Source organism: Nonomuraea sp. NPDC050383 (genome assembly GCF_044459125.1).
In the GTDB taxonomy this organism is placed as follows: Bacteria; Actinomycetota; Actinomycetes; order Streptosporangiales; family Streptosporangiaceae; genus Nonomuraea.
This window is the reverse complement of the sequence record NZ_JBITIP010000029.1, coordinates 1-11,964: the sequence shown is the minus strand read 5'-3', so window position 1 is coordinate 11,964 and position 11,964 is coordinate 1. Positions and strand designations below refer to the sequence as shown.

At 72.3% G+C, this 11,964-nt stretch carries 8 protein-coding genes; 6 read left to right on the top strand and 2 right to left on the bottom strand.

Annotated elements, in window-relative coordinates; genetic code table 11:
- The first annotated feature begins 119 nt into the window (after nucleotides 1-119).
- The 3 genes from ACIBG4_RS40085 (at nucleotide 120) to ACIBG4_RS40075 (ending at nucleotide 5,613) form a co-directional block, all read left to right on the top strand.
- Nucleotides 120-1,949 carry a M14 family zinc carboxypeptidase gene (locus tag ACIBG4_RS40085; RefSeq protein ID WP_397207589.1) on the top strand — a complete coding sequence of 610 codons (1,830 nt, stop codon included), beginning with the start codon at nucleotides 120-122 and terminating at the stop codon, nucleotides 1,947-1,949.
- Between the two features lie 496 nt (nucleotides 1,950-2,445).
- Complete coding sequence (locus tag ACIBG4_RS40080) at nucleotides 2,446-3,870, top strand: carbohydrate-binding protein (RefSeq protein WP_397207587.1); 1,425 nt, start codon at nucleotides 2,446-2,448, stop codon at nucleotides 3,868-3,870.
- Nucleotides 3,871-3,951: 81 nt separating this feature from the next.
- Nucleotides 3,952-5,613: a carbohydrate binding domain-containing protein gene (locus ACIBG4_RS40075; protein WP_397207585.1), complete on the top strand. Its 1,662-nt coding sequence runs from the start codon at nucleotides 3,952-3,954 to the stop codon at nucleotides 5,611-5,613.
- A gap of 6 nt (nucleotides 5,614-5,619) precedes the next feature.
- Here ACIBG4_RS40075 and ACIBG4_RS40070 read toward each other — a convergent pair whose 3' ends face one another.
- Nucleotides 5,620-7,239 carry a molybdopterin-dependent oxidoreductase gene (locus ACIBG4_RS40070; protein ID WP_397207583.1) on the bottom strand — a complete coding sequence of 540 codons (1,620 nt, stop codon included), beginning with the start codon at nucleotides 7,237-7,239 and terminating at the stop codon, nucleotides 5,620-5,622.
- Between the two features lie 115 nt (nucleotides 7,240-7,354).
- On the opposite strand from ACIBG4_RS40070, the gene ACIBG4_RS40065 reads away from it, so the two are divergent.
- The 3 genes from ACIBG4_RS40065 to ACIBG4_RS40055 are packed head-to-tail and all read left to right on the top strand — an operon-like array spanning nucleotide 7,355 to nucleotide 10,424.
- On the top strand, nucleotides 7,355-8,743 hold the full coding sequence (locus tag ACIBG4_RS40065) for a hypothetical protein (RefSeq protein ID WP_397207581.1): 1,389 nt from the start codon (nucleotides 7,355-7,357) through the stop codon (nucleotides 8,741-8,743).
- 52 nt (nucleotides 8,744-8,795) lie between these two features.
- Nucleotides 8,796-9,671, top strand: a complete 876-nt coding sequence (locus ACIBG4_RS40060) for a hypothetical protein (RefSeq protein ID WP_397207579.1) — start codon at nucleotides 8,796-8,798, stop codon at nucleotides 9,669-9,671.
- 51 nt (nucleotides 9,672-9,722) lie between these two features.
- Nucleotides 9,723-10,424, top strand: coding sequence for a helix-turn-helix domain-containing protein (locus tag ACIBG4_RS40055; RefSeq protein WP_397207577.1), 702 nt, complete (start codon nucleotides 9,723-9,725; stop codon nucleotides 10,422-10,424).
- 18 nt (nucleotides 10,425-10,442) lie between these two features.
- On the opposite strand, the gene ACIBG4_RS40050 is transcribed toward ACIBG4_RS40055, so the two are convergent.
- Nucleotides 10,443-11,606: an AI-2E family transporter gene (locus ACIBG4_RS40050; protein WP_397207575.1), complete on the bottom strand. Its 1,164-nt coding sequence runs from the start codon at nucleotides 11,604-11,606 to the stop codon at nucleotides 10,443-10,445.
- Between the last annotated feature and the right edge of the window lie 358 nt (nucleotides 11,607-11,964).

The following is an 11,964-nucleotide window of genomic DNA, read 5'->3' as shown; positions in this document are numbered from 1 at the left end:
CCGCTTCGGCAGGCGCGCGGCCCCGGGCGGAGAATTGGGCCTTCTCCTGGCAAGGAACTGTCCTCACTCTCAGTTCAGGCGCGTGTCAACATCCAGCCCACGCGTCCGAGGAGGACGAGGTGCAACGCCGTTTTGTCATCCTGTTAGCCGTCCTGGGACTGCTCTGCCTGACCGGCGCCACCGGGGCGGGGGCCTCCGCCGAGCCGCCGCCGAACCGGCAGTACCGCGTACAGGGCCCGTCCGACGCGCGGCAGCGCAGCGCCGTCGCCGCCACCGGCGCCGCGATCGAGGAGGTGACGAAGAACTCGGTCCTGGTCACGGCCACGGAGGCCGAGGTGACCGCGATCACGCGCCTCGGCTACCGGGTGACGGAGGTGCCGCGCCCCGCACCCCGGTCCGACGCCGGGACCGCCGACTTCCCGCCGTCGGACTCCGGCTACCACACCTACGCCGAGATGACCGCCGACGTGAACGCGCTGGTCGCCGCCCATCCCGGGATCGCGAGCACGTTCACGTACGGGACGTCGTACGAGGGCAGGAAGCTCGTCGGTGTCAAGATCAGCGACAACGTGGGCACGGACGAGGCGGAGCCCGAGGTGCTCTTCACCGCCCACCAGCACGCCCGCGAGCACCTCACGGTCGAGATGGCGCTGTACATCATGCACCTGCTGGCCGACAACTACGGCAGCGACAGCCGGATCACCGACCTGGTGAACACCCGGGAGATCTGGATCATGCCGGACCTCAACCCCGACGGCGGCGAGTACGACATCGCGACCGGCTCCTACCGGTCCTGGCGGAAGAACCGGCAGCCGAACGCCGGCTCCTCGGCCGTGGGCACCGACCTCAACCGCAACTGGGCCTACAACTGGGGCTGCTGCGGCGGCTCATCCGGCTCCACATCCAGTGAGACGTACCGCGGCTCGTCCGGCGAGTCGGCGACCGAGGTGAGGGCGGTCGCCGACTGGGTGCGCGGCCGGGTCGTGGGCGGTGTCCAGCAGATCAAGGCGCACCTCGACTGGCACACCTACAGCGAGCTGGTGCTGTGGCCGTACGGCTACACCTACGCCGACACGGCGCCCGGCCTGACCCAGGACGACCGGGACGCCCACGCGGCGCTGGGGAGGAGCATGACCTCCTCCAACGGTTACACGCCCGAGCAGGCCAGCGACCTCTACATCACCGACGGCACCATCGACGACTGGATGTGGGGCGTCTACAAGATCTTCAGCTTCACCTTCGAGATGTACCCGACCGGCACCAGCCCGGGCTTCTACCCGCCCGACGAGCAGATCGGCCCGCAGACCACCCGCAACCGCGAGGCCGTGCTCCGCTTCCTGGAGTACTCCGACTGCGTCTACCGGATCATCGGCAAGGACTCCCAGTACTGCGGCACCGGCACCCCGGGGGAGACCGTGTACTCCGACACGTTCGAGTCGGCCACGGCCTGGACCGCCGACCCGTCCGGCACCGACACGGCCACGGCCGGGCAGTGGGAGCGCGGCGACCCCGCGGACACCACCTCGTCCGGGGCCAAGCAGCTCGGCACCACCGTCAGCGGCGCCAACGACCTGGTGACCGGCCGGCTCGCCGGCACCGCCGCCGGTGACCACGACGTCGACGGCGGCGTCACCTCGATCCAGTCGCCGCCGATCACGCTGCCCTCGGGCGGCACGCTGAGCCTGTCGCTGTCGTGGTACCTCGCGCACGGCTCGAACAGCTCCAGCGCGGACTACCTGCGCGTGCGGGTGGTGGGCGACACCACCGCGACCGTCCTGCAGCAGGCGGGAGCGGCGGCCAACCGCAACGGCTCGTGGAGCGCGGCGACGGCGGACGTGACGGCGTTCGCGGGCCAGACGGTCCGCGTCGTGATCGACGCGGCGGACGTCTCAGGCGCCTCGCTGGTCGAGGCGGGCGTGGACGACGTCCGCATCACCCGCCGCCCCTGATCCCTGAGGCGCGGGACCACCGGCGCCGTGGCCGACCGGGCCGCGGCGCCTTCGCATGCGCCCCTTCTTTGGGTCTTGTAAGGACCGGGTGTCAAGGCTACGATCACCCCAACTCTTAGGAAACTTTCCTAAAAGAAATCTTGAATCGGGGAGCCATGACCCGCTCGCCGCCACCCCCCGCCCTGACCTGACACCCCAGCGAGCCACCACCCCGCCTCTCCAGGAGCCCGCCCCACCCGTGCGGGCCGTGGGGGGGGGGGGGGGGGGGGCCCCCCCCCGGGGGGGGGGGGCCCCGCCCCCCGGGGGGGGCGCGGGGCCGGCGCCCCCCGCCCCCCCCCCCCCCCCCCGGGGGGGGCGGTGCCTTCGGGCGCGCGCTCCCCCCCCCGGGTGCGCGCGTCCGGGCACCCCGGGCGGAAGGCGCCGGACCGGGCGCCCCGCGCACCCCCCAACCCGTGCGCACCCCCAACCCGTGAAGCCGCACTTCCAGGGAAATGCCATGAGATTCCGTCGCATGTTCCTCGCCTTACTCGCCGCCATCGCCATGATCGGCGCCGGAGCCGCCACGTCGGTGCCCGCCGCCGGCGCCACCGCCGTCCCGAGCACTTCCGCGGCGTTCGCCGCCCAGTGGCAGCCGAACGTCTCCTACGCCGTCGGCGCCCGCGTCACCTACAACGGCGTCGACTACGAGTGCATCCAGGCCCACACCTCGCAGGTCGGCTGGGAGCCGCCCATCGTGCCGGCCCTGTGGAAGCCCGTCAGCGGCGACCCGGGCACGCCCGGCGCCCCCTCCACCCCCGGCTCCCCACGGGTGACCTCGACCACCAACAGCTCGATCGCCCTGTCCTGGACCGCCTCGACCGGCACCGTCACCGGCTACCGCGTCTACGAGGGCTCCACGGTGCGCGCCACGGTCACCGGCACCTCGGCCACGATCGGCTCGCTCGGCACCTGCACCACGCACACGTACACGGTCCGCGCCTACAACTCGGCCGGCGAGTCCGCCGGCGCCTCGGTGACCGGCACCACCGGCGGCTGCACGGGCGGCGGCACCAAGATGCCCGGCGCCCCCTACCTCTACATGGGCTGGGGCAACCCGCCCGCCCCCGCCTCGGTGATGAGCGCGACCGGCGTCAAGTCGTTCACGATGGCGTTCATCCTGTCCAGCGGCGGCTGCACCCCCGCGTGGGACGGGCAGCGCCCGCTGACCGGCGGCGCAGACGCGCAGGCCATCTCGGCCGTCAAGTCCGCGGGCGGCAGCGTTCAGGTCTCCTTCGGCGGCTGGCAGGGCAACAAGCTCGGCCCGAACTGCTCGACGCCGCAGGCGTTCGCGGGCGCGGTGCAGCAGGTCATCAACGCCGTCGGCCCCGCCGTGGTCGACTTCGACATCGAGAACACCGACGAGTTCGAGAACTACACCGTCCAGGACCGCATCCTGAACGGCCTGAAGATCGTCAAGCAGAACAACCCGAGCGTCAAGGTCGTCGTCACCTTCGGCACGACGAAGACCGGTCCCAACGCGCACGGCGTCCGGCTGATCAACCAGTCGAAGGCCCTCGGCGTGCCGATCGACAACTACACGATCATGCCGTTCGACTTCGGCGGCACCAACATCTACCAGGACACCGTCAACGCCTCCGAGGGCCTGAAGAACGCCCTCAAGAACGCCTTCGGCTGGAGCGACGCCCAGGCGTACGCGCACATGGGCATCTCCGGCATGAACGGACTGTCCGACCAGCAGGAGCTCACCTCGCCGGCCACGTGGACGCAGATCCGCGACTGGGCCAAGGGCAAGGGCCTGACCAGGCTCGCCTACTGGGCCGTCAACCGTGACCGCCCGTGCCCCGGCGGCGGCGTCGTGTCCAACTGCAGCGGCATCTCGCAGGCCGACTGGGAGTTCACCCGGATCACCGCCGGCTTCTGACCCGCCGGACCAGGAGCCCGCCGTACCACCGCCCCACCGCGCGCCCCGCGCGGTGGGGCGCTCCCACGAAAGGACACCCCCATGAAGCTCCGCATCCGGGGACTCGTGGCGGCCGTCGCGCTCGCCACCGGTCTGACGGGCCTCACCGTCCTGAACGCCGCCCCGGCCGCCGCCGCCAACATCCTCCCCAACCCCGGCTTCGAGTCGGACCTCGCCGGCTGGACCTGCTCCGGCACCGCCGCGGCCGTCTCCTCACCCGTCCACGGCGGCGCCCGCGCCCTCCAGGGCACCCCGGCCGGCAGCGACTACGCCCGCTGCGGGCAGACTGTGACCGTCCAGCCCGGCACCACCTACCGCCTGTCCGCCTGGGTCCAGGGTTCGTACGTCTTCCTCGGCGCCACCGGCACGGGCGTGGAGGTCAGCACCTGGGGTGCGCCCGGCTCGCAGTGGGCACAGCTCACGACCTCCTTCACCGCCCCGGCCGGCACCCGTTCCGTGACGGTGTACGTCAACGGCTGGTACGGCCAGTCCGCCTACCTGGCCGACGACGTCGTCCTCGACGGCCCCGGCGGCGCCCCCGACACCCGGCCGCCCACGGTGCCCGCCGGCCTGTCCGCCGCCGGCGCGACCGCTTCCAGCCTCACCCTCTCCTGGAACGCCTCCACCGACGACTCCGGCAGTGTCGCCCGCTACGAGGTCTCCCGCGACAACGGCGCCCCGGCCTCCGTCACGTCCACCACCTACACCGCGACCGGCCTGAGCGCCGACACGGCATACGGCTTCCGCGTACGCGCCTGCGACGCCGCCGGCAACTGCTCCGCCTACAGCGCCACCGCCACCGCCCGGACGACCGGGACCACGCCGCCGCCCACGGGAGCCATCCGGTACGCCCCGTACATCGACATCACCATGACCACGCCCTCCCTGACGGCCGCGGCCTCCGCCACCGGCGTCAAGAACTACACGCTCGCCTTCGTCCTCGGCGACAGCACCGGCTGCAACCCCGCCTGGGGCGGCACGATCCCGCTCGCCGACCCGCGGATCATCGGCGACGTCAAGGCACTCCAGGCCCAGGGCGGCCAGGTCGTCGTGGCCAGCGGCGGCGCGATGGGTCCCTACCTGGAGCACACCTGCGGCAGCACGGCCGCGCTGCTGGCCGCGTACAAGAAGGTGCTCGACACCGTCGGCACCAACCACCTGGACGTCGACGTCGAGGCGTCCATCGACGTGGCCAAGGTCAACACCGCGCTCAGGCAGCTCCAGGCCGAGCGGGGCACGACGGTCCGCTACACGCTGCGGGTGCAGGGCCAGGACTACGGCGTGGACCCGTTCTCGCTGCAGATCCTCCAGGACGCCGCCGCCCGCGGGCTGGAGGTCGTCGTCAACCCGATGCTCATGAACTTCGGCCACACCGGCGACTGGGGCGACGCCATGATCTCGGCGGCCCAGGCCACCCTCGCCCAGATGAGGACTGTCTGGCCGTCCCGGTCCGACGCCCAGCTCAGGCGGATGCTCGGCGTCACCCCGATGATCGGCCGCAACGACACCGGCATGACCACCACCCAGGCCGACGCCCGCGAACTGCGCGACTGGGCCAACGCCAACCACATCGGCTTCATGGGCTTCTGGTCCGCCGGCCGCGACAACGGCGGCTGCCCCGGCGGCGGCGTCTCGCCGACGTGCAGCGGCATCGCCCAGTCGGCCTACGAGTTCACCGGCATCTTCAAAGGTTTCACGGGCTGAGAGAGATCAGGGGATGAACGGAACCAGCGGCAGGTAGGGCACCAGCTCGGTCGGCTTCACCGGCAGCCCAGGCCCGGGCGGCCGGTACGTCGGCAGCGCCTCCCCGTACTCGTGCATCCACGCGTGGTCCACCATCAGCCGCATCGGCCCCGGCGCGGACGAACTCTCCGCCCGCGCCGGGACCGGGTCCACGCGCCCCACCGCCAGCTTGGCCACCGCGTCGGCCACCAGCCCCGCGTCCGGCAGCGCCACGTCGCACCTGTCGTCCGGGCCGATGAGCAGGTCCAGCTCGGGCGGCACCGGGTAGATCGGCCGCGGCAGCGCCAGCACCCGCGGCGCGGGAGCCATCGGCAGCCCGTCGCGCACCGCCTCCACCAGCACCGACCGCGCCGTGCGCCCGCTCAGCACGCCGTCGGCGAGCGGCCAGCACAGCTTCCCCACGTTCGCGCCGTCCTCGCCCAGGGCGTGCAGGCAGAGGTACGGCACCAGCGCAACCTCGTCGCCCCGTTCCTCCTGCGCCCACCCGCGCCCGCACCCGGCCAGCACGAGCAGCGCCAGCATCGCCCGGTACGCGGTGTCGGCGTGCGCCGTCTCCAGCCGCCCCGGCACGATCACGCACCGGCCCCCGGTCCGCTCCGCCGTCGCACCCAGCTCCCGCGCCACCTTGACCGCCCGCGCGGCCGGCACCCCGGTCAGCGGCTCCTGCCAGGCGGGTGTGTACGGCTCGCCCCGGTCGTCGTAGCCGCCCGGCCAGCAGCCCGGCAACCCGTCCCTGGCGACCCCGTACACCGCCAGCAGCAGGTCGAACACGGTCGTCACCAGCAGATCCCCGTACCGCCGCACCGGCACCCCGCGCCGCAGCGCGCCCGGCCCGTCGTCGAAGCGTGGCAGCAGCACCTCCACCGCCTCGCCCCGCGGCCCGCCGTACACGCTGAGCCGGTCCGCGCGCCGCCCGATGCCGCAGCCCGCCACCCACGACCCGCCCACCTCGCGCAGCCGCACGAGACACGGCAGGTCGGTGTGGTCCAGGGCGTGCTCGGCGAACACCGGCCGCTCCACCAGGAACTCGCTGAGCAGCACATGCCCCATCGCCATCGCCAGCGCGCCGTCCGTGCCCGGCCGCACGACCAGGGTCTCGTCCGACAGCCGCGTCGGATGCGGCCCGATCGCGACGACCTTCTGCCCCTTGTACCGTCCGGCGATCACCGACGGCGTGCCGGGCGTCCGGGTCAGCCGGTTGTTCTCACCCCAGAGCATCACGTACGCGACACGCGGCCAGTCGTCCGGCTCCGGACCGCGGAAGCCGGGGCCGAGCACCTGCCGCGGCGCGCTCGGCTGCTCGGTCAGGACCGCGCCGCCCAGCGCGCCCACCAGCCCCGCCAGCGGCGAGGTCGCGAGCGCGGCCACCCGGTCCGCGCCGTGCTCGGCGACCGTGTGCACGATCGCCGCGGCCGTCAGCTCCGCCGCCGTACCGTCGTCCAGCGGCACGCGCCGCCCGCCCCGGGCGCGACGGTACACCTCAGAATTTGCTGTGAGTTTCGCCCAGGCGGCGACCGGGTCGCGAAGCTCATCTTTCACCTCGAAGTAGAGCCGGGCCAGAGCCCGGTTGACCTGCGATCCCCCCATGGAAAGAGTTCAACACAGACGGTCACGGTCTATCGCGGTACGACCCGCCATGTCGGGGTTAAGAATGCCCTCGCAAGTAGCAGCATCCAGGCGAGTACGGCAGGCTAGACCCGCCATGGAATACGCATTTCTCACCGGGACAGTCCTCGTCGCAGGAGTAGTGTTCGCCGTCATCGCCCAGTGGCGTGACTGGCGGCCGCCGATCGTCGTCGCAGTGGTCGTGGGCGTCGCCGTCCGCGTGCTGCTGCTGTTCACCGCGGCGCACGACTCGTGGCAGCCCGTCGACTTCGTCGAGAGCTTCAAGCCCGCGGGCGAGGCCGTGCTCAACGGCCAGGACCCCGTGCTGGCCAGCGAGGGCGGCTGGCACTTCCTGCCGACGATCCCGTACGTCTACGGCATCCTGCTGTGGATGGGCATCCCGTGGGAGTACGCCGGGCGGCTGGTCACCGTCGTCGCGGACATCGTCCTGATCCCGCTCGTGGCCAAGCTGGCCGGCGGCCCCAAGGCGTCGCTGCGCGCCCTGCAGTACGCGCTCAACCCGCTCGCGCTGCTGGTGGCCTGCATCCATGGCCAGGTCGAGCCGGTGGCGCTGGTCTTCGGCGTGGCCGCGTTCGTGGTGGCGCGCGGGCCGGGCCCGCACGACCGCGCCGGCGTCACCACCCGGGTCGTCGCCCGCGTCCGCCGTGGCGTGACGGCCTACGGCTGGCGCGCCTCTGTGTACCGCGTGCTCGGCCCCGGCGGCATGCTCCGGCGAGCGCTGACGCCCGGCCCGACCGACCGCGCCGACCTCAAGCGGGCCTGCCTGGCGGGCCTGCTCATGGGCCTCGCCCTGTGCGCGAAGAGCTGGCCGATCTGGCTCGTCCCCGGCATGCTGCTGCTCCTGCCGCACCTGCGCGCGCGGGTGGCGGCGCTGTTCATGACCGGCCTGGTGCCGCTGTTCTTCCTGGTCACCCTGCCCGTCTTCGCGGGCACCACGCTCCAGCAGATCCCTGAGGTCATCAAGACCATCCAGGACATCCGCCCGATCGTCGGCGAATGGGGCTGGACCCCGTGGTTCACCGGCGGCAACTGGGAGCTGCGGGCCGATCTCGCCAAGTTCGGCACCAACCTCATCTACGCCTGCGTCGTCGGCGTGATCTTCCTCTGGCGGCGGGCCGACCCGATCGACATGACCACGGCCATCCTGCTGATCTTCATGGTCGTCACCCCGCGGCTCGGCGCGCAGTACCTGCTGTGGTTCATGCCGTTCCTGATCGCCCGGCCGACCCGGTTCGCGTGGCCGGCGATCATCGGCGGGTCGGCGTGGGCGGCCTACGGCTACCTGTACATGACCCAGTTCGACGTCGACACCTGGTGGTTCCTGCACTCGCAATGGTCACGGGCGTCCATCGTGCTGCTGCCGCTGCTGTTCGTCGCCATGCCGTGGGGCCGCCGCGTCGCCTCCCGCCTGACGGCCACCCCGGACGAGGCCACAGGCAGGGCCCCCGTCACCTCCGCCGTCTAGGACGTCCGTTTCCTACAAGAGCCGGGCGTGCCGTGCCGGATAGCGTCCGCCCATGGACACGAACACGACAGGCGACGGCATGCTCGCCCGTGCCGCCGCCTACCTGGAGCTCCACGGCAGGCTGATCGACCGGCTGCGCTTCGCCGCGCTGTTCGCCGGCGGACCGGCGCGACCGGTGCTGGACGCGCTGCGCTGCTACCAGAACGCCGACGGCGGCTTCGGCAACGCGCTCGAACCCGACCTGCGCGGCGCCGCCAGCCAGCCCGAACCGGTCGAGGTGGCCTTCCACATCCTCGACGAGCTGGACGCGTTCGCCGACCCGATGGTGCCGCCGGCGTGCGACTACCTGCTGTCGGTGACGGCGGGGGACGGCGGCGTGCCGTTCGTGCTGCCCAGCGTGCGTGGCATGGCCCGCGCGCCCTGGTGGGAGACCGGCGACGACCCGCCGGGCAACCTCGTGCCGACCGCCTCCATCGTCGCGCTCCTGCACAAGCACCGCGTCCGCCATCCCTGGCTGGAGCCGGCCACCGGGTTCTGCTGGACGCGGATCGCCGCCGTCGAGCGCACCACGCCGTACGAGGCGCGGGCCGTCGTCGCCTTCCTGGAGCAGGCGCCGGACCGCGAGCGGGCGGAGGCCGAGTTCGCTCGGCTACGGCCCGCCATCCTGGACACCGTCGCCCTCGACCCGGACGCATCCGGCGAGGCGCACTTCCCGCTGGACTTCGCGCCGTCGCCGCTGCGGCTGCCGCTGTTCGACGCCGGGCTGCTGGACCGGCACCTGGACGCGCTGGCCGCCGCCCAGTCGCCCGAAGGCGGGTGGAACGGCAACTGGACGATGTGGACGCCGCTGGTCGAGCACGAGTGGGGCGGCTACGTGACCGTCGAGCGCCTCAAGACCCTGCGCGCGTACGGCCGCCTGAACGCCTGAACGCCTGAGCCCTCACTCCGCGCTGTCGGTGCCGTGGCCTAGCGTGGAGGGATGTACGAGGAACGGCCGCCCGCGCCCGGGCTCGCCGGCCGGGTCGTGTGCGAGTGGGCGCACGTCAGCGAGGCCGGAGGCACACAGCTCGTGGTCCCGGACGGCTGCGTCGACCTCATCTGGGGGCCCGGCGGGCTCTTCGTGGCGGGCCCGGACACCGGGCCGATGCCCGCGCCCATGCTGCCCGGCGACAGGTATGCCGGCATCCGGTTCCGGCCGGGCGCGACGGGTGAGGTGTTCGGCGTGCCCGTCCACTGGCTGCGCGACGAGCGCGTCACCCTCGCCTCGCTGGACGCCCCGGCCTGGCGCCCCGTCCTGTCACCGGACTCTCCGCAGAACGCGCTCGCCGATCGCCTGCGCCTCATGCGGGCCGCCGTCACCGCCCGGATCCGGGAGACGGCGCCCGCCGACCCGGCGGCCCCGGCCCTGGTCGCGGCGCTGCGCTCGGGGTCGAGCGTGCGGGAGGCCGCCCGGGAGCTCGGCTTCAGCGAGCGGCAGCTCCGCCGCAGGAGCGTGGCCGGGTTCGGCTACCCGCCCAAGACGCTCCAGCGCGTCGTGCGGTTCCAGCACGCGCTGCGGCTGGCCCGCTCGGGTGTCGCCCTGGCCGAGGTGGCGGCGGCGTCCGGCTACGCCGACCAGGCCCACCTGTCCCACGACGTCAAGCGGCTGAGCGGCGTCCCGCTGGGCCGCCTTCTCACCTGACTCCGCCCGGCCCCGGCGTCATCGCCGCCGCTGGACCGGACTTCCGGCGGCCTTGGCGTTCTCGGCCACCGGGTCTCCGGTCGCGGCCGGCGGGCGCGACTCCGTCGGAGGTGGGGTGCCGGGCGGCGCGGCGGCGGGCGGTTCGTCCGGCGGCGTACCGGACAACAGCGCAGAGGCCCAGGTGGCGCGCGGATCGCTGTCCACCAGCAGGGCCCGCGCGAACAGGCTCAGCGGAATCGCCAGCAGCGCCCCCAGCGGCCCGAGCACGAACGCCCAGAGGATCAGCGACAGGAACGTCATCGTCGTCGACAACCCCACCGCGTCGCCCAGGAACTTCGGCTGGATGAACGACTGGATCACCACGTTGATGACGCAGTACGCGGCGATGACCAGCAGCATCTGCTTGACGCCGCCGTCGAGCAGGGCCAGCAGGGCGGGCGGGATGAGACCGAGGACGAAGCCGACGTTCGGGATGTAGTTCGTGATCAGCGCCAGGACGCCCCACAGCACGGGCAGCGGCACGCCGAGGATCGACAGCGCCGCCGTGTCCAGCACCGCGCAGATCAGCCCGAACACCGTGGAGACGATGAGGTAGCGCCGGGTCTTCTCGGCGAACGTGTCCAGCGCGCCCACCAGCCGGTGCTGGTGGGCGTGCCCGGCGGCCAGGATCCTCGCGGTCACGGGCGCGTCCAGGCACATCGCGAGCAGCAGCACCACGATCAGGAACAGGCTGGACAGGACACTGACCAGGCTGGACAACAGGCTCTGCACGACGCCCACGATCTTGTCCACGTCGATGGCCTTGACCGCGTCGTTGATCATGCTGTTGCTGACGCCGTGCGCCGCCGCGAAGCTCTGCGCGTCGCTGAGGAGCTTCTGGAACTGCGGGGCGTACGTGGGGAGCAGCGTGGCGAGCTGCGTCACCGAGTACGTCGCGACCGCGACCATGCCGAGAAGGACGAGCACCACGATCAGGAACGGCAGGAGCACCTGCGACCAGCCGGGCGCGCCGCGCCGCTGCAGCCACCGGCGCACCGGCGAGACGGCTATGACGAGGACGAGCGCGAGCACGACCGGGCCGAGGATGGACGCGACCTCACGCATCCCGAACAGGGCGATGACCGCCCCGGCGATTCCCAGCAGGACGATGAGCGCTCTGGGTAGGGCAGGTTGATCGCGCACGTCATGTACCTACCCGGGGCTGGGCGGGAACACCGGAAAGGGCTCGTGAATCCGTTGATTTGACGGTTCGGGAAGGGCTGCATAGAGTTCACCAGTCCCACGAGGACGGCGGTGATCGCCGGCCTCGCTCAGGGCCCCTCCCCAGTCCCATCGCCATCCGGCGGATCACTGTGCGTCTGCACCGTGCCTCTGGACAGCGGCTTTGACATCGGTCAGATGTCGGAGTAGGGTTGGAGAGTTGCCTCGGAGACGGGGCAGAGTCCGAATTCCGGAAGCGCCGAATTTGACAGTAAATCGGGTCGCTGAAAGAATAAAGACACAACGAAAGACCGAAGCGAAAAGCGCCTCTCGCAGTTCC

Excerpts from the sequence above, each read along its gene's own strand:
- ACIBG4_RS40080 (WP_397207587.1), top strand. The coding sequence starts at position 2,446 with ATGAGATTCCGTCGCATGTTCCTCGCCTTACTCGCCGCCATCGCCATG.
- ACIBG4_RS40075 (WP_397207585.1), top strand. The coding sequence starts at position 3,952 with ATGAAGCTCCGCATCCGGGGACTCGTGGCGGCCGTCGCGCTCGCCACC.
- ACIBG4_RS40070 (WP_397207583.1), bottom strand. The coding sequence starts at position 7,239 with ATGGGGGGATCGCAGGTCAACCGGGCTCTGGCCCGGCTCTACTTCGAG.
- ACIBG4_RS40065 (WP_397207581.1), top strand. The coding sequence starts at position 7,355 with ATGGAATACGCATTTCTCACCGGGACAGTCCTCGTCGCAGGAGTAGTG.
- ACIBG4_RS40060 (WP_397207579.1), top strand. The coding sequence starts at position 8,796 with ATGGACACGAACACGACAGGCGACGGCATGCTCGCCCGTGCCGCCGCC.
- ACIBG4_RS40055 (WP_397207577.1), top strand. The coding sequence starts at position 9,723 with ATGTACGAGGAACGGCCGCCCGCGCCCGGGCTCGCCGGCCGGGTCGTG.